The organism is Paenibacillus sp. N22P23, assembly GCF_059383735.1.
The window spans coordinates 144,080-160,574 of record NZ_JBXENT010000001.1 but is presented as its reverse complement, the minus strand read 5'-3'; the positions used below and the strand labels follow the sequence as shown (position 1 = coordinate 160,574).

17 protein-coding genes are annotated in these 16,495 nt (G+C 48.7%); 4 read left to right on the top strand and 13 right to left on the bottom strand.

The window, feature by feature from the left end:
• Nucleotides 1-45: 45 nt before the first annotated feature.
• The 5 genes from AC506A_RS00735 to AC506A_RS00715 form a co-directional block, all read right to left on the bottom strand.
• Complete coding sequence (locus AC506A_RS00735) at nt 46-1,314, bottom strand: adenosylhomocysteinase (protein ID WP_495459113.1); 1,269 nt, start codon at nt 1,312-1,314, stop codon at nt 46-48.
• A 45-nt stretch (nt 1,315-1,359) separates the two neighbouring features.
• Nucleotides 1,360-2,991, bottom strand: coding sequence for a bacillithiol biosynthesis cysteine-adding enzyme BshC (gene bshC / locus AC506A_RS00730; protein WP_495459112.1), 1,632 nt, complete (start codon nt 2,989-2,991; stop codon nt 1,360-1,362).
• Between the two features lie 156 nt (nt 2,992-3,147).
• Nucleotides 3,148-3,543, bottom strand: a complete 396-nt coding sequence (locus tag AC506A_RS00725) for a DUF3397 domain-containing protein (RefSeq protein WP_494818750.1) — start codon at nt 3,541-3,543, stop codon at nt 3,148-3,150.
• A 26-nt stretch (nt 3,544-3,569) separates the two neighbouring features.
• Nucleotides 3,570-4,499, bottom strand: a complete 930-nt coding sequence (locus tag AC506A_RS00720) for a ketopantoate reductase family protein (RefSeq protein WP_495460928.1) — start codon at nt 4,497-4,499, stop codon at nt 3,570-3,572.
• 132 nt (nt 4,500-4,631) lie between these two features.
• Nucleotides 4,632-5,279 (bottom strand): RsfA family transcriptional regulator, encoded by a 648-nt coding sequence (locus tag AC506A_RS00715; RefSeq protein WP_495459111.1) that lies wholly within the window; start codon nt 5,277-5,279, stop codon nt 4,632-4,634.
• Between the two features lie 270 nt (nt 5,280-5,549).
• Between AC506A_RS00715 and AC506A_RS00710 the strand changes: the two genes are divergently transcribed.
• Complete coding sequence (locus AC506A_RS00710) at nt 5,550-5,786, top strand: DUF2626 domain-containing protein (protein ID WP_090979850.1); 237 nt, start codon at nt 5,550-5,552, stop codon at nt 5,784-5,786.
• A gap of 102 nt (nt 5,787-5,888) precedes the next feature.
• On the opposite strand, the gene AC506A_RS00705 is transcribed toward AC506A_RS00710, so the two are convergent.
• On the bottom strand, nt 5,889-7,112 hold the full coding sequence (locus tag AC506A_RS00705; RefSeq protein ID WP_495459110.1) for a class I SAM-dependent methyltransferase: 1,224 nt from the start codon (nt 7,110-7,112) through the stop codon (nt 5,889-5,891).
• A 105-nt stretch (nt 7,113-7,217) separates the two neighbouring features.
• Here AC506A_RS00705 and AC506A_RS00700 point away from each other — a divergent pair, with 105 nt between their 5' ends.
• Nucleotides 7,218-8,303 carry a coiled-coil domain-containing protein gene (locus tag AC506A_RS00700; RefSeq protein WP_495459109.1) on the top strand — a complete coding sequence of 362 codons (1,086 nt, stop codon included), beginning with the start codon at nt 7,218-7,220 and terminating at the stop codon, nt 8,301-8,303.
• On the opposite strand, the gene AC506A_RS00695 is transcribed toward AC506A_RS00700, so the two are convergent.
• Complete coding sequence (locus tag AC506A_RS00695; protein WP_495459108.1) at nt 8,274-9,635, bottom strand: ABC transporter substrate-binding protein; 1,362 nt, start codon at nt 9,633-9,635, stop codon at nt 8,274-8,276. The two genes, AC506A_RS00700 and AC506A_RS00695, sit on opposite strands and share 30 nt — an antisense overlap.
• Before the next feature lie 194 nt (nt 9,636-9,829).
• On the opposite strand from AC506A_RS00695, the gene AC506A_RS00690 reads away from it, so the two are divergent.
• Nucleotides 9,830-10,333 carry a hypothetical protein gene (locus AC506A_RS00690; RefSeq protein WP_495459107.1) on the top strand — a complete coding sequence of 168 codons (504 nt, stop codon included), beginning with the start codon at nt 9,830-9,832 and terminating at the stop codon, nt 10,331-10,333.
• On the opposite strand, the gene AC506A_RS00685 is transcribed toward AC506A_RS00690, so the two are convergent.
• Entirely contained in the window at nt 10,330-11,661 is a 1,332-nt protein-coding gene (locus tag AC506A_RS00685; RefSeq protein WP_495459106.1) for a PhoH family protein, read from the bottom strand. The two genes, AC506A_RS00690 and AC506A_RS00685, sit on opposite strands and share 4 nt — an antisense overlap.
• Before the next feature lie 114 nt (nt 11,662-11,775).
• Here AC506A_RS00685 and AC506A_RS00680 point away from each other — a divergent pair, with 114 nt between their 5' ends.
• Entirely contained in the window at nt 11,776-12,321 is a 546-nt protein-coding gene (locus tag AC506A_RS00680; protein ID WP_495459105.1) for a YhcN/YlaJ family sporulation lipoprotein, read from the top strand.
• 64 nt (nt 12,322-12,385) lie between these two features.
• Here the strand turns inward: AC506A_RS00680 and AC506A_RS00675 are convergent, their stop codons facing one another.
• The 5 genes from AC506A_RS00675 to typA form a co-directional block, all read right to left on the bottom strand.
• On the bottom strand, nt 12,386-12,838 hold the full coding sequence (locus AC506A_RS00675; protein WP_495459104.1) for a pyridoxamine 5'-phosphate oxidase family protein: 453 nt from the start codon (nt 12,836-12,838) through the stop codon (nt 12,386-12,388).
• A gap of 75 nt (nt 12,839-12,913) precedes the next feature.
• Nucleotides 12,914-13,918, bottom strand: a complete 1,005-nt coding sequence (locus tag AC506A_RS00670) for an LCP family protein (protein WP_495459103.1) — start codon at nt 13,916-13,918, stop codon at nt 12,914-12,916.
• A 14-nt stretch (nt 13,919-13,932) separates the two neighbouring features.
• On the bottom strand, nt 13,933-14,205 hold the full coding sequence (locus AC506A_RS00665) for a hypothetical protein (RefSeq protein ID WP_495459102.1): 273 nt from the start codon (nt 14,203-14,205) through the stop codon (nt 13,933-13,935).
• A gap of 1 nt (nt 14,206) precedes the next feature.
• Nucleotides 14,207-14,506: a YlaH-like family protein gene (locus AC506A_RS00660; RefSeq protein ID WP_495459101.1), complete on the bottom strand. Its 300-nt coding sequence runs from the start codon at nt 14,504-14,506 to the stop codon at nt 14,207-14,209.
• Nucleotides 14,507-14,650: 144 nt separating this feature from the next.
• Nucleotides 14,651-16,492 carry a translational GTPase TypA gene (typA, locus tag AC506A_RS00655; protein ID WP_495459100.1) on the bottom strand — a complete coding sequence of 614 codons (1,842 nt, stop codon included), beginning with the start codon at nt 16,490-16,492 and terminating at the stop codon, nt 14,651-14,653.
• Nucleotides 16,493-16,495: the final 3 nt, after the last annotated feature.

Below are 16,495 nucleotides of genomic sequence, written 5' to 3'. Positions count from 1 at the left end.
GTTCCGATTGGAACTCATGCTCATGCGCCTTTGTATTAAGGCGTATTAATGTTCTTGCCAGCTCTCCAGATACGCCTTCTGCTCATCTGAAAGTTTGTCGATGCCTGTTCCGATTGCTTCAAGCTTGTAGCGAGCTACTTGCTCATCCAGCGCGTAAGGAACATTAACGACTTTCTTGCCAATGCTGGTATAATTGTCGTTCACATATTTAAGCGACATGGCTTGCAGTGCAAACGTCATATCCATAATTTCGGCTGGGTGGCCATCGCCAGCAGCCAGGTTTACCAAGCGACCTTCTGCAATCAAATAAATGCTGCGGCCATCTTTCAGTTGGTACTCTTCAATGTTGCGGCGTACGACGCGCTTGCCATTGGACTGCGCCTCAAGCTCAGGTTTGTTCACTTCTACGTCAAAGTGACCTGCGTTGGATAGAATCGCGCCATTCTTCATCACTTCGTAATGCTCCCCGCGGATGACATCTTTATTCCCTGTTACCGTAACGAAGAAATCACCAAGTTTAGCTGCTTCTATCATCGGAAGAACAGTGAAACCATCCATATAAGCCTCAACGGCACGGATCGCATCGATTTCCGTTACGACAACTTGCGCGCCAAGACCTTTCGCACGCATCGCTACACCTTTACCGCACCATCCATAACCTGCAACAACGACTGTTTTGCCGGCTACAACAAGATTCGTCGTCCGGTTGATCCCGTCGAATACGGATTGGCCCGTACCATAACGGTTATCGAACAAGTATTTACAGAACGCGTCATTAACGGCAACCATCGGGAAGTTCAATGAACCATCCTTCTCCATGGCTTTAAGACGCAGAATGCCTGTCGTTGTTTCTTCTGCGCCGCCGCGGATTTGCTCCATCAGATCAGGGCGTTCAGCGTGGAGGATCGAGACGAAATCGCCGCCGTCGTCGATAATGAGGTCAGGTTTCGTTTCAAGCGCCTTTACAAGCAAGGACTTGTACTCTGCCGGCTCCGGATTGTATTTCGCAAATACGGTAATGCCATCTTCAACAAGTGCCGCACATACATCGTCCTGTGTGGACAGCGGGTTGCTGCCTGTAATGGTTACTTCTGCGCCGCCGGCTTGAACAACTTTAGCCAAGTATGCGGTTTTGGCTTCCAAGTGAAGAGAGATCGCAACCTTCAATCCTTTAAACGGCTGCTCCTTCTCGAATTGCTCACGAATTCGGTTAAGAACTGGCATATGAGCTGCAACCCAATCAATTTTCAAGTGGCCTTCCGGCGCAAGCGCCATATCACGCACGATACTGTTTTGCTTCGCATTAACGGTCATTTTTTCAGCACCCTTTCGTCTTATACATCGTTATTCATCTTTGCTCTAAATCGAAATCAAATGATGGCCGCCCTGCTGATCATATGGGATTTCAAGCAGCTTGTCGATCCATGTTCTCCCGTATCGATTGTAGAAATCCATCATGTTCAATACACGTTCCTGAGGCTTGCCATCCGGCCATAATGACAGCGCGATCCAATCCAGCTGCCGAAGCGCAGCACCGAACTTCTTGGCATGCGCATCCATAGTTCGCTTCTCCAAATACGAGATTTGATCCTTGATTCGCAGCAAATTTAGATCGGTCAATTCCCCTAGGCCATTCTCGACAGAAACTGTTAAAGTTTTCAAGGGCTCGTAAAGTGCATCGATACCTGCAAGAGCTGCGGCGAAACCAACTTCAATTCCGGTCTCATCCCGCTCCTTAAGCCACGCTTCTCTACATGCCTTAAATCGGAAAGCCACTTCCTCGAAAGACAAGCCGTACTTGGACATATACTTCGACGTTTTGTCTTCTACCAGCGTAAAGGACATCCGCGGTACAACAATCGGCATCTCCATGCCTAACACCTTGAACGCCTCGCCGGTCAGCGACCAATAAGCGATCTCGCCCGGACCGAGAACCGCGGCCAGAACAGGAAGCACATAGTCCTGCATAATCGGCCTGGACAGGACATTATTGCTAAACCGCTGCGGTTCATTATCCGCCCATGCACGCAATTGCTCTACAGGCCATGACTTCGAGCCTTTTCGATTCCGAAACTGACCATCCTGCTTATGCAGCAATATCCGCTCTTCCTCGTCAAAGAGAAACAAATTCGCACTTCCCTGCGTGACATCCGCGGAAGGCGTGAATCCAAGCTCTAGGAGCTGACTTGCGCTGCGGAAGTAAGCAGATTCAAGCTCATCATTACGTGCCAGCATTTGACCGAACATCGGCGATTCCAGCTTCCGTATACCGGGATCATCCGCATCGAGCAAAATAAGGCCATTACTGCCGAACAGCCACCCTAGCAAATAGGCGAATAAATCGGACAAGGTCTCAGATTGTTTCGCAAACTGTCTGAGCTTCTCAAGGAGCTCCGGCTTTAATGATGTGTCAGGCAGTGCCGCGCTAATAAGGTGAACAGCTTCCGTGAACGTATCCTGCGTGATCTTCGTCCTGCTGACAGCGTTGCGAGCACCCTTCGGTCTCTGGACAGCCAATCGGGTCAACGCAGCAGCTTCTCCACGCACATAAGCATGGTTGACTTCATCGAAGTCGTGGTCTTCACCGGCAATCCAGAACACTGGCACAACAACCGAACCCAGCAGTGCCGAGGCTTCTTTCGCAGCCGAAATCGCCGTTACCGCTTTATGTATGACGAGCAGCGGTCCTGTCCAAAGCCCAGCCTGCTGACCCGTCACGATGACCGGCGCCCCTAAACGGATCGCATCGACATTCGCCATGACCGCAGCGTCGTTGTTATAACGCGTATTGTACGTTTGGAGCGTATCGCCAAGCAGACGAGCATCGGCGCGCTTATCTACGTTCTCCGAGAGCCAGTTCATTCTACTTTTCCAGTGCATATTTTCTGCCGCGTGGCTGCCGAACAACGCCTCTACGCCGGGGTGGCTTCGATGTATATAAGCTTCGGTGACAGGCTGTCCGAAAGGCAGCTGAACCGTATCGATTTTCATGGACAGTCTCTACCTTTCTTCCTCGTAAGTAACACCTATAGAATAATTGCAGTTTTTCTCATTCATTGTACACAACGTAATGCGCACCGTCAAAAAAAACACCCTCCTATAACACGGAGAGTGATCCTCTAATCCATATCGAACAACTGACAACGATTACACGTTAAAAAAACTCTTCCCGATACCGATACACATCAGTATGACGTAACAAAGACTCATTAGAAAGAAACCAAGTCGCCATATTGCGCGCATAATGCGGCGCATATTGATATTGCCCTTCAACCGATATTGCACATTGCCGAGCAGCCCGCCGCCAAGAAGTAGAAGGAGTAAGATTCCGTAGATCCCAAACGAACTATGAAAAATTTTATTAAACAACACGGCCACGCAGCCAATTAGAAGTGCCGTTGTTACATCCATAGCTGTGCTGAATGCTTTCTTCTTATCACCGGTGAAAGCTCCATAACCAAAATATACGAGTAGAAACGGTATTATCGGAAGAACGGCCAGAAAAGCGTAGACGTTCTTGATGCTTTCCCAAATCCACTGCATCCTCGATTCGCCCCTCTCTACGGTCATTAGTTCGTCTGGAGTGTCTTTATTAGTGTCAGCATGGCTGCATTCATCGGAGCAGGTATTTGCATCGTTCTGGCCAGCGACACGATGCCGCCGTTAATCCATTCGATTTCCGTTTGGCGTCCTGCCAGTACATCTCGCAGCATGGAAGATTGATTCTCTGCGGTCGCTTCGCAAATGTGGAGCAGTTGTTCCCAGCTTCCTCCATCTTTCGCCATTCCGGCATGAACTAGAATGCCTTCACACTCTTCATGGAGTGCCTTCATCCAGCGTAATCGGCTTGGATCGGACGGAAGCTCTCCATTCCTCACCGCGAAGATACCGGTTAGCGGATTTATGACGGCATTGATTAGTAATTTCCGGTAAACAACATTATCCATTTCATTCGACAGTTTGCCTTCAATTCCTGCACCAGTGAGCGCTTTTAACAACATTTTTTGAGGTTTGCTCGCTTTTTCTTCATTATTCAGCCAACTGCCGAACGTTATCATCCCGTTTCCTGTATGGTGAACGGAATGTTCGTCGATTCGCATCGCACCTTCTGTCGTTATGGCGACATTCAACTGATTCTCCGGACATACCGTGCGCAGCAAATCCAGATGCCCGATCCCGTTCTGAAGCGCTAGAATGGAACAGCCGTGGGCAGTCAATCGTCCCAGCTGTTGAAGCAGCTGCTCACTTAGATGTACTTGCTTGACGGTGAGCCATATCCAATCTTCTTGTCGGAGTACATCAGGAGAATACGATTCTATGGTCGAAGCCTGTACACTGGCCCGACATGGCACGCCATCTCGTTTGGTCAACCGGATGCCTTCCTCACGAAGCAGCTTTGCTTGTTCTTCCGAGCGCGTCAAAAGGGTGACTTCCATTCCGGCTTCTGCCAATCTTGCCCCATATAAAAGTCCGAGCGCGCCCGCTCCCACAATGATCATTCTCACTGTACTGCCTCATTTCTTCCTCTGCCTGTTTAAACCTATCGTAACAGAAGCAAACTAAAAAATCCCGCCGCACCTATAGCAGGTTCGGAGAGATTTTGGAGAGCCGCCTTCATTAAAGCATGCCGGCTATTCGATTCGTTCCAAGTTTCCGTTCGCGTCCATTTTGAAGCGAGGTTTAGCCTCATCTTCTTCTGTCAGCACGGTCAATCGGCGTGCACGGTCCATAATTTGAATGAGCGTCTTGTAGTCATCATTGACCGCACGATAATCCGTTTGGGCATTGTTGACTTCAAGTGATAATCTTTCATTCAGCTCACGTAAGGTGAACAATTCTTCATCCTTCTCGCGCAGATCACGTTCAAGTGTCTTGATCTGGCGATTGAGTTCCTGATAAGTACCTTTCCATTGCCGCAGAAATCGGATAACGGTATCAATTGATAGCGATTCTTCCGTCAACGGATCGTTCTTGTACGTACGTTCTTCTGTGTCGAGCAAGCTGATTGCGGATACATGAGGTGTTGCAACGTACGTTTGTTTTTTCATATAGTTCCGCTTCTGGCGTTGCTGCTTTGCAATTTGTATCGCATCTTCATAGCGTTTGCGGACACAACTGTTCCAGCGGAATCCGCATGCGGCCGATGTCCGGCCGATCCGCTCCCCTACTTCTTCAAAAGCGGCCAACTGCGTGCTTCCCTCGCGGATATGCCGCAGCGTCACTTCGGCTAGGATGAGATCATCATCCGGGCTCCAGGCATCTTGTCTGACTGCTGTCATGCAACCAAAACCTCCTAACATTAGGCGCTTACTTTATCTCTATGCCCTTGGTAGAGTTCATAGAATCTATCGGATACTAATTTGTATATCCATTTTTTTAACGGCTCATACATGTTTTTTCTCAATTTGAAGCAAACTTGTATCAGAGCGTGAAAAAGAGGCAAAAAGTTTGCCAATTCGTCACGACTGAAACAGTTTACACTTGTTACCTGAAACGTTATAATGGGCAATAGTAATCGGGTCGAGACTGACGAGAAGGGGGATGAAATCATGGCACGCATGTTCCGAGTGCTCGGTTTCTGGACGCTTGTAATCGCGCTTATGGCGTTTGCAGGACATATGACCGAGATGGCACTCTTGTTCTTTATTCAAACCGTCGTGTTTGTCCTGTTAGGCTATTTGAACTTTTCCGAAAGAACCTATATGTTGATGTTCTGGGGATACATGTTTATCTCGTTCGTCAGCTTCACGTATTGGACCGTATTTGTAATGGGTAACCCATTCTAATAAACGGACCTTCTGACATTCACAAATAGCCAAAAGGCTGCTCCGATAAGATGGAATTCCATCTCCGGAACAGCCTTTTTTCGTTATGGTTCTACTGTTTTATTAATCACCTTTGACGAGTACCATCACTTTAAACGACTCGCTCATATTGTCGCTCAGCAGCAGCTGCCTTATGGATCGATTGCGTCTTGCCGCTTCGCTGAATGGGTTTGTCCCATCATGAGCGACTAGGTCCTCTAGAAGGCCTTGATCCAGGAGAAATTGCTTCTGCGTATGATAATACTGCACTTGCCAGCCCGCCTGTTTGGCTGCATGGCTGCAAGCAGTGAAGTTGACGTGTGAGGTGATGTCCTGTTCCCCCGGAGCACTGAAGGGACGGTCATGCGCCACATGATCCTTATAGCAAAGCAGCGTCCCTTGCATACGATGCGATGCCGTGAATTCCTGTGCTTCATGTCCATAGTCTACGAGCACTAGTGCTCCGTGTTCAACCAACTCGCTCATCTCCGTAATCCATCGCTCAGCAGCGAGGTTCACCTCGGTAATTTGCCCTTCAAGCAAATCGATTCCATCCCGTTTCAGCACCTCTGCAATCCGTTCATCGGTTAGTGCTGTATAGACATAGCGGAACGCTTCTTCATCCGCGTTGACATTCATAGCTACGCCAAGCTCCAGCAGTTGACCCTCTACCATGACGACCCGGTGCACCGGAAAAGCATCAAGCAGTTCATTTGCAATAATGATCATATAAGGCGCCGATGGCGCTGGACTGTTATTTACATCCTTCAATGTGCTCATCGCATTCTCAGGCGTCAAGAATCGCAACTGTAGCTGCGGTGAATCGGAATTGTCGTTTTGGGCTGCCATTGCTTGTTCCAGCCTCGTCTGTGCTTCATCCAGGTGTACAGGGTTGCTGTCCACAATATAGAGCTGCGCATGTGACAGCCACGAATGTCCCGCGGCGGACCATGCCGCAATCATTTGCTGGGAGAGCAGGCCTGTACCTGCACCCCATTCAGCGATCCTAACAGGCGCTGACTCCTTCTGGCTTTCAATCAAAGATGCTGCGCAGCTTGCCAGCTTCTCGCCCATTATGGAGCCGATCGCAGAGCTCGTGTAGAAATCGCCTGTCTTGCCGACTCGTATTTTACCGGAACGATAATAGCCGTCCTTCTCGTCATATAAACACATCGCCATATAATCATGGAACGAGATACAGCTGACCTCCGCATTCTCCTGCGAGAGCGAGGAACCTCTCCCCTTCCGCTGACTTTGTGCAATTTGCTCCCCAATTATCAAGGATAATCGTCGATCGTTTCTGTTCATGCAATCCCCCTCCAAATCAAGGACAAAATTAATGCTTGCGGATATAATAGAATTGGTACATGCATATAGTAGTGCATGCAAAGAGTGAAGAAAGGGGAGCCCTTCGTGAAAGGAACGATACGCCGCCGGATTGCGGCGTTCACCGTTTGCGCGCTCGCAGTGTGGCTGACCATTTACCCCGTATTCGCCGACCCTGCAACCCCGAAGGATGAAGAGGTCAGAGCGATACTGGAGAAAAGCCTCTCCGTCGTTGAAATTGACAAGGAAATTGCTCGCGTGAAAGAACAGCAGCAGACGATCCTTGCGCAGCTGGATGATTCCAAAGTGAAGCTGGCAAGCCAAGAACAAGACATCGCGAAGAAACGCGAAGAGGCAGGGAAAGTGCTTCGCGCCTATTACACAGGTGAAAGAGATATTTTTCTGACCGCGCTTGTGTCCTCAGACAATTTATCAGAGCTGCTGCAGCTGCTTGATTTTTTTGATCTCATTTTCTCTAATGACAAGCTTACGCTGAACATGTACATGAAGCAATATCGAGAGCTGAAGAAGAGCATTAGCAAACTAGATACACAATCCGAACAGCTGGCAGAAGTCGAAGAACGCCTCACTTCACAGCGAAGCCGCGTCATTGCGCTTCAGCAGGATGTAGACACCTCGCTTAGTGGACGGTCCGATGCAGATAAACTTAAGCTGCTCATCAATGAATTTACGGACTTCTGGCAAAATGTCGGATTGTTAGAGGTGAAACGATACTTTAGCGCGTTGTCCAAAGCGATGAAGCAAATGCCGGCCTGGGTGCAAAACAACAAGGATATGCTTGAAATAGACGGCTTCAATTACTCCCTCTCAATTCCTGATGATAAACTAAATGCATTCCTGCGAGAGCAAAATGAACTGTTTAACAATTTCTCCTTTGCTTTCAAACCAGACAAAGTCATCGTAACCGGCAAACGCGACAACATGGAAGTGCAATTAACTGGACATTATTCATTGGAGAAAGACGGATCCATCTTATTCCATGTCGATTCGCTCATTTTTAACGGCTTGGAACTGCCGGACACGACAAGAACTGCACTCGAGAAAGAATTCGACCTCGGCTTCTACCCTTCCAAAATCGTATCCTTCCTCAAAACCAAATCGGTCACGATAGAAGAAGGCAAGCTATTGATTAGGCTTACCATCAGTCTTTGATGACTCCTCTGGCGGTGCTTCGGCACCGCCTATTGGAGGTTCCGGTTCCTCATTCCACTGAGAAATAAATTCTGACGTCAGCTCAGGCACTAGTGCGGTCTTGTTTTCTCCAAGCATGACAAGCAGCTTCGACCAGCGTTCCCATCTTTCCCTCCATGATGGATCAGGAGTTACAGCTGTTCTGCTCAGCATCCCGACCAGGAAGTGCGGAGGCCTTTGATCGATATCGTTATATTCAAATTCATTCGTCATCGCCGATATGCGCGAAGGCAATCGTCCCAGTGACCGATAGTGATCCAATTGTGAATCCGTAGTGGTCATTTCCGTAATATACTCATTAGCTTCGCTTACCCGCTGCGTTTCTGCCAGCATGACAAAACTTCTTCCATTCGCGCGAACTACCGGGCCCGTCGATGAGGCAATCGAAAGCAGCCCTCTATCATCATCCGTCAAGGATTTAAAGAGCGTCCATGGCATCACGGCAGACATGAGTGTACCGGCACCGAATGCGCCAAGCAGCTGATTTTTCTGCTGGGCTGGTGCAAGCCTGTACAACTGTGCAGCATGTTCAGCGGCGTAATAGAGCTGTTCCTTCTGAGTGATGGTGAATGGAGACAGATTGGCAGCAGCCTCACTGTTCTCTTTGAACATGCCCATCCAAGCTGCCATTTCCTTCGCGTCAGCCGTATTGAGGTTAAATGGACTTAGCTGCGGATTCGTTGCTGATAATGTCGTAACCGCGGCCTTCAGTGCTTCGAGATCCTTTGGTGGTGCAGCCAAACCGGCCGCCTTGAGCAGATTTTTCTGCCAAACCAAAAGCAGCGGATTACAGTCGAGGGGAACTCCCCACAAAGAGCCATTCCACTTCACAATGCTTGTTAGCGCTTCCAATTGGTCGGCAGCTGTATCCCCTGAAACGATCTCATCGACAGGAAGCAGAAACCCTTGCACTGCAAATTCGCGCACACGATCATTATCAAGCAGCATCAGATCGAACGGTTCGCCATTCTCAGATGCTTTCTTCCTCGCTTCATCTGCATCCTCGTTATGTATGTTCGTCATCTGAATGCTGATTCGAGGATGGGTAAGTTTAAAATGCTCATTCTCGCTCTGCCAATATTGGTATTCAGCCTCATCCATCGAGACTGCAATTGAAAGTGTCGTTCGATCCTGTTCGTCCCCATCAACGATCAGAGGTTTGTCAGTCGATAATTGACCGTCTTCTGAGTGAGTGACCGGTGATCCCGGCTTACCGAACATAGGAACAAGCAGCGCAGCGCAAATGGTAAATACGCACAGCAGCAGCATGACATATTTTCTGCGTGACACCATGTCCCTCCTCTAAGTCAAACTCTTAACTCTATCGCTCTACGCTTACAGTTAAAATTTTAGCTAATCTTTATTTTAACAAGAAAGCGCTTTTTTGTCGCCTGTCATTTCCCGTTGATCGACTCATTTTCAAATTGCTTCCCGCCCTGGGATCCGTCATACTTGGAGAAAACACCTCATGAGAGGATGCTGAAACCATGCAACCGATTTACAGTGTAGATCTGCAATTACCGGAGGATTTGCTGCCAGATCACTTCCTGCAAATTGTACACGAAATGACAGTCACCTTGCTGGACAGCGAAGATACACTGCTCTTCGTCAATAGCCAAGCAGATGCGGATGCCATTGAAGCTTTTGTCGCTCCTCTTAAAGTCAGCTGCGAGCATGGACAATGGGTCCAAATTGATGAGAATTGGTCGCTTAACAACCTCACCTTTACGGATTATGGACTGATTACGCAATCCGACAATCGTTATATCGACTTATTGCTCGCATCGATCATGTGCTTGATTCCCGGCAGCGGGCCTGATGCCGAACCTGCCTCAGCCGCAGAACAAGCGGACGAGCATGCCATTGCCCACCTCATACAAAATGACGGCCGCCGGCTGCTCGCCGTAGACCGTCATCAGGTTACACTTATTGAGGGGATTGCACGAGCTTACCGCTGCAGCACCGAAACGGTGCTGGAAGCATCCGATTAGAGCAGATCCGCTGCCAGTTGGGCAAGTCTGGAACGCTCGCCTTTCTCCAGCGTCATATGACCGCTGACGCTTTCTTGCTTGAAGCGCTCCACGATATGCGTAAGGCCATTGCTGATCGAATCCAGATAAGGATGGTCGATCTGCTCCGGATCGCCCATCAGGACGATTTTACTTCCTTCTCCGACACGCGATACGATCGTTTTGACCTCATGCCGAGTCAAGTTTTGCGCTTCATCGATGATGATGAATTGCCCCGGTATCGAACGCCCCCGAATATAGGTGAGCGCCTCCACTTGAATACTGCCGAGCCCCATTAATATTTTATCAATATCGCCCGACTTCTTCGTATCAAACAAATATTCCAAATTATCATAAATCGGCTGCATCCACGGACGCAGCTTCTCATCCTTCTCACCTGGTAAATACCCGATATCCTTCCCCATTGGAACGACCGGCCTTGCGATCAGCAGCTTCTTGTATTTATGCTCATCCTCTACCTTCATCAAGCCTGCAGCAAGCGCAAGCAGCGTCTTGCCTGTACCGGCTTTACCGGTCAGCGTAACGAGCGGAATGTCGTCACTGAGCAGCAGCTCCAGTGCCATGCGTTGCTGCGCATTGCGGGCGGTAATCCCCCATACCGGATCATTGCTGAGATACAGCGGCTCCAGCCTCGCTCCGTCCTGGCTAACTTTCAGCAGCGCGGATTTCGATGTCCCCATCTCATCTCGCAGGATGACAAATTCATTCGGGTGCAGCCGCGTATTGAGCAGCAGATTCTTGATCGTTAGAAAACGGTACGTATAAAATTCATCAATGACCGAAGGATGCACTTTAAGTGTTAAATAACCGGCATACACATCCGATGGCGCTACCACCTGATCGGACAAATAATCTTGAGCTTCCAGCCCCAGTACATCCGCTTTAATGCGGACGAGCACATCTTTACTGACGATAATGACAGGACGCGGTTCCCCTTTGTCCTGCTCTTCGAGGTGATAATTGAGCGCAACTGCAAGGATTCGATTGTCGTTAGACATTTCACCGAACATTTCCTGTACACGCATGAAGCTGCGATGATTCAGTTCTACCTTGAGAACGCCCCCGTTATCAAGTTCAATTCCTTCGTGCAAGCGGCCCGTCAGCCGCATTTGGTCCAGCAGCCGGGATACATGCCGTGCATTACGGCCAAGCTCATCAGCAAGTCTTTTCTTTGAATCAATTTCTTCCAACACCACCGCGGGAATAATGATCTCATTGTCATCAAAAGCGAAGATCGCTTGCGGATCATGTAACAGTACATTGGTGTCGAGCACGAATATCTTTTTCATCGTGAGCCCTCCTGGCGTTGGAATTTCGTTCAAAGGCGTACATAGCGCAACCTTCATCTAGGCAAACTATGCTTGAACAAACTTTGCAGACTCTAGAAAGGTCAGGTGGCGAATATGAGAAAGTGGCTGGTGCCCGCTATGATCCTTTGCTTGCTGGCAACAGGCTGTAACACTGTCGCCCGCAATGAGACATCACCCTCTCCACAAAATGATAATCGCGTTCGTGCACAGCAGAGCGCCCCGCAGAAGAAGCAAATCAGCAGCCCCAAACAAGTCGCAGCTCATTTAGAGGATCTGGCGCGGCATGTACCCGGCGTGAAGGCCGCTCACTGTGTCGTGTTTAAAAATACAGCGATTGTTGGTATCGATGTGGCAGGAAATTTGGAACGATCCCGTGTTGGAACGATCAAATATGCGGTTGCAGAAGCATTCCGTAAAGATCCATACGGTATTGATGCCATTGTAACCGCCGATATCGATATCGGCACTCGGCTGAAAGAAGTACAGGCCGACATGAAGCGCGGCAGACCCATTGCAGGATTTGCCGAAGAGATGGCTGACATCATTGGGCGGATCGTTCCACAAGTTCCGCGAGATATCCAACCGGAGCAGCCAGACACTGCCAAGACAGACAAGCAAAAAATGAGTCAAAAACTCTAACCTTACGAAGACACCGGCACCGTGAGAGTCGGTATAAGAACACAAAAAGCCTAGTGATCAATCACTAGGCTTTCTTCATGGCAGCAAACACCTGTCCATCCAGTTTGTCTGCAGCTCTTCTGTCGTAAGTTTTCTCATATTCAGGTCTTGCGGACAAGCGTGCGCCGTAAAACATCGCATCGCGTACCGAAGCAATGTCGATGTCGAAGCATACCAATTTGAATGGCACGTCCTCAAGCGCTTCAGTTACAAGCCGTGCCGTGCCGTAGATCGTTTGAACAGTACCCGGCGCAAACACAGTAACGCTTACATCCATTTTCGAAGTCATATTCACCGTTAGGCGCGAGCGGCCGTCAATGGCGAAACGAAGTGTGGAGCGGTTGACCGCATAAATCCACGAAATTACGCTGGAAGTCGGAAATCCGCTGTCTGCATCAATGGTGTGCAACAGTACAAACGGTTCTTTCTCCAGGCCACTTAGCAGCTCGTCAGTAAGTACGGTGACAGGTTCAGTCATCCGCAGTCCTCCTTGCCTATTGTGTCAGTGCTTCGATGGTTTTATTATAACATAGCATACGTCGTACTACCACATTCATTCCGCCAATTTGGACGCCAGTGCTGATTTCGCTTCTTGAAGTTTGGCTTCATTCAGATGCACATATGGTGACCGCCATTCCCCTTCCAGCGGGATAAAGGCGATATCGCTTTTGCTGATACCGAAGTAAGTCTTCATCATGTTTTCTACTTCGTTACTCGGAATATCCATACGCATATTGTTGCCTACTGCTTTAATAACGCCTGCCATTTTCGGTACGCTGGAGAAGGATTTGAGCTTATCCGCGATTTCACCCAGTACTTGACTTTCACGGCGATTGCGGTCAAAGTCACTGGACATATTCGTACCGTCATTGGACTTGCGGTAACGAACGAAATCAAGCGCATCATCACCCTTGAGCTTCTGAGGGCCCTTCTTCAAATCGATGCTCGTTCCGTCGGCAGAGTCGACATAACGCATGTCCATGTCCACATCAACATCGACGCCGCCTAGCGCGTCTACGACATCAACAAAGCCTTGAAAGTTGATGGTTGCCGTATAGTCGATCGGAATATCGAAATATTTGCTGAACATCTCACGCAAATCCTGCTTCGCTTGTCTCTCCGCATCTTTGCCCTTCAAGCCGTCGCTTCTTGCACCAGCGAGGAATCTCGAATAGTATGCATTTGCTTTACGGCTGTTGTAGCCGGACAGCTCGATTTTGGAATCACGCGGAATAGACACGACGACGGCAGACTTCGTATTCGGGTTAAACGTAGCAATCATCATGACATCCGTATTTAAGCTGCCGGTTTCTTTCCGTGTATCTACGCCAAGCAGCATAATCGTTACCGGTTTCACTTTAACCGACTGATTCGCAGAAACCGTTACACTCGGATCGGCATCCGTCGTGATCTCACCCAGTACATCCTTCGAAACCTTATACAAATAACCCAGATACCCCGCTACACCGATCAGTAAAGCCAGAAACAGAACCATCATCCGGCGCAGCCAATATCTCTTCTTGCCCTTACGTGGAGATAAATCGGATCCCCTAGTCATGACTTCCACCTTCGTCAATTATATTTCGGATTCTCGTTGATATCTTGAAGCAGCTGTTCACCAGACTCCCGGGGGAACATTTGCAGCTTGCTCTTGCCTTCCTTGTCAAACCTCAAATGAATCATCGTATCATCTACCGTATGTATGTGCAGATTCGAAATACCGTGATCCTCCGTTAGAATCTCAAGGAAAAAGTCTCGGGTGTCGCTTGCAGCACGGTCTTCCGGTCTCGCATCTGCTACAAGCTGAATTTGAAGCCAATTGAACAAGGCATCCTCAAACCGCAAGTTAAGCCCCTCCCGTATCCGAGCTGCTTCCACCGCGTTTTCCTTTAATCTTGTCATACAATTGTCTACCACGAAGCAGCACCATCATAAACACGGCAACGGACATACATTGGATAATAGGCAGTTTATCAAATTGCAATACGAACAGCACGAACGAGCCGCCTGCCATCACCAGATGAACGAGTATCTCTTTCAGGATCGGCAAACGTTGTACACGAAATACTGCGTTAAAAATATAAATGGTCAAAGCCAGAATAATGAGATAGGTCAAAATAGGATGAGCATGAAACCAGTTCTGCATGATGCTTCTACCTCCTGAATTACTTGAAATGACTTCCATTAGGTCAGGGACGAGAAACGGCAGGGCAACAACGGACTCTTCAGTTGAAGAGAACGCTGCAAGCCCTGCCTGTCATCTACTACCATCAATGGCGATTATAACCTCTTAAACGCCAGCTTGAGCTGTCTTGCGTTGTTTCTCAGCGCGCTCGCGCTCGCTCTTATTGAGAAGTTTCTTACGAAGACGGATCGACTTCGGCGTTACTTCGCAATATTCATCATCGTTCAGATATTCCAGCGCTTGTTCAAGGGAGAACAAGATCGGTGTTTTCAAACGAACGGTGTCGTCTTTACCCGCGGAACGAACGTTTGTCAGTGCTTTTTCTTTACAGATATTAACGATAATATCATTGTCGCGGTTGTGTTCGCCGACAATCATACCTTCGTATACATCAGTACCTGGCTCCATGAACAGAACGCCGCGATCTTCCACGCCCATCATGCCGTAGAAAGTGGTTACGCCATTCTCGCTGGAAACAAGAACACCTTGATGACGTCCGCCAACCGATGCGCCGGCAAGCGGCCCGTAGCTGTCGAATGCGTGGTTCATAATGCCGTAACCGCGAGTCAGTGTCAAGAAGTTCGTACGGTAGCCGATCAATCCGCGTGCTGGGATGATGAACTCGATACGCACTTGACCTGTACCGTTATTGATCATGTTGACCATCTCGGCTTTACGCGAACCAAGGCTCTCCATAACTGCGCCAGTGCTTTCTTCCGGTACGTCGATAAGCAAACGCTCGTAAGGTTCATTCTTCTGACCATCAATTTCCTTGATGATAACTTCAGGTTTGGAAACTTGAAGCTCGAAGCCTTCACGACGCATGTTCTCGATCAAGATACCAAGGTGAAGCTCGCCACGGCCGGAAACGACAAATGCATCCGGGCTGTCTGTTTCATCTACACGAAGGGCTACATCTGTTTCAAGTTCTTTGAACAGACGCTCACGAAGCTTACGGGACGTTACCCATTTGCCTTCGCGGCCTGCGAACGGACTATTATTAACAAGGAATGTCATTTGCAGGGTCGGCTCATCGATCTTCAGAACCGGCAATGCCTCTGGGTTATTAGGGTCTGCAATGGTTTCACCGATGTTGATTTCACGAATACCGGCAATGGCAACGATATCGCCGGCGCCTGCTTCTTCAACCTCAACACGCTTCAGACCTTGGAAACCAAATAACTTCTCAATACGCGCTTGTTTGGTCACGCCTTCGCGGTTGATAACAGCGACTGTTTGACCTTGACGGATGATACCGCGGTTTACACGTCCAACTGCGATACGGCCAAGGTACTCGTTGTAATCAAGCAAAGTAACGAGGAATTGAAGCGGCTCGTCTACGCTTTCTGTTGGAGCTGGAATTTGCTCGATGATTGTCTCATAGAGCGCCTGCATGTTCTCGTCTTGTTTGTCAACATCCAAGCTTGCTGTACCCATCAATGCAGATGCGTACACAACTGGGAATTCAAGCTGCTCGTCACTAGCGCCAAGTTCGATGAACAGATCCAATACTTCATCAACAACTTGTTCAGGGCTGGCATTCGGACGGTCAATTTTGTTCAGAACAACAATTGGAGTCAGATTGCTCTCCAGTGCTTTACGAAGTACGAATTTCGTTTGCGGCATACAGCCTTCAAACGCATCAACGACTAGAAGAACGCCGTCAACCATTTTCATAATCCGCTCTACTTCGCCGCCGAAATCGGCATGTCCAGGTGTATCCACGATGTTGATTAGAAATTCTTTGTAGTTTACAGCTGTGTTCTTAGCCAAAATGGTGATGCCGCGTTCCCGTTCCAAATCATTGGAATCCATTGCGCGTTCTTGAACCGTTTCATTATCACGGTACGTGCCGGATTGTTGAAGCAACTTGTCGACTAGCGTAGTTTTACCATGGTCAACGTGCGCAATAATTGCGATATTCCTGATGTTCTCTCTGACTTGCATGTA

What these genes read in the sequence shown, in the direction of transcription:
- AC506A_RS00735 (WP_495459113.1), bottom strand. Translation starts at nt 1,314, where the DNA reads ATGACCGTTAATGCGAAGCAAAACAGTATCGTGCGTGATATGGCGCTT.
- bshC (WP_495459112.1), bottom strand. Translation starts at nt 2,991, where the DNA reads ATGAAAATCGATACGGTTCAGCTGCCTTTCGGACAGCCTGTCACCGAA.
- AC506A_RS00725 (WP_494818750.1), bottom strand. Translation starts at nt 3,543, where the DNA reads ATGCAGTGGATTTGGGAAAGCATCAAGAACGTCTACGCTTTTCTGGCC.
- AC506A_RS00720 (WP_495460928.1), bottom strand. Translation starts at nt 4,499, where the DNA reads ATGATCATTGTGGGAGCGGGCGCGCTCGGACTTTTATATGGGGCAAGA.
- AC506A_RS00715 (WP_495459111.1), bottom strand. Translation starts at nt 5,279, where the DNA reads ATGACAGCAGTCAGACAAGATGCCTGGAGCCCGGATGATGATCTCATC.
- AC506A_RS00710 (WP_090979850.1), top strand. Translation starts at nt 5,550, where the DNA reads ATGGCACGCATGTTCCGAGTGCTCGGTTTCTGGACGCTTGTAATCGCG.
- AC506A_RS00705 (WP_495459110.1), bottom strand. Translation starts at nt 7,112, where the DNA reads ATGAACAGAAACGATCGACGATTATCCTTGATAATTGGGGAGCAAATT.
- AC506A_RS00695 (WP_495459108.1), bottom strand. Translation starts at nt 9,635, where the DNA reads ATGGTGTCACGCAGAAAATATGTCATGCTGCTGCTGTGCGTATTTACC.
- AC506A_RS00690 (WP_495459107.1), top strand. Translation starts at nt 9,830, where the DNA reads ATGCAACCGATTTACAGTGTAGATCTGCAATTACCGGAGGATTTGCTG.
- AC506A_RS00685 (WP_495459106.1), bottom strand. Translation starts at nt 11,661, where the DNA reads ATGAAAAAGATATTCGTGCTCGACACCAATGTACTGTTACATGATCCG.
- AC506A_RS00680 (WP_495459105.1), top strand. Translation starts at nt 11,776, where the DNA reads ATGAGAAAGTGGCTGGTGCCCGCTATGATCCTTTGCTTGCTGGCAACA.
- AC506A_RS00675 (WP_495459104.1), bottom strand. Translation starts at nt 12,838, where the DNA reads ATGACTGAACCTGTCACCGTACTTACTGACGAGCTGCTAAGTGGCCTG.
- AC506A_RS00670 (WP_495459103.1), bottom strand. Translation starts at nt 13,918, where the DNA reads ATGACTAGGGGATCCGATTTATCTCCACGTAAGGGCAAGAAGAGATAT.
- AC506A_RS00660 (WP_495459101.1), bottom strand. Translation starts at nt 14,506, where the DNA reads ATGCAGAACTGGTTTCATGCTCATCCTATTTTGACCTATCTCATTATT.
- typA (WP_495459100.1), bottom strand. Translation starts at nt 16,492, where the DNA reads ATGCAAGTCAGAGAGAACATCAGGAATATCGCAATTATTGCGCACGTT.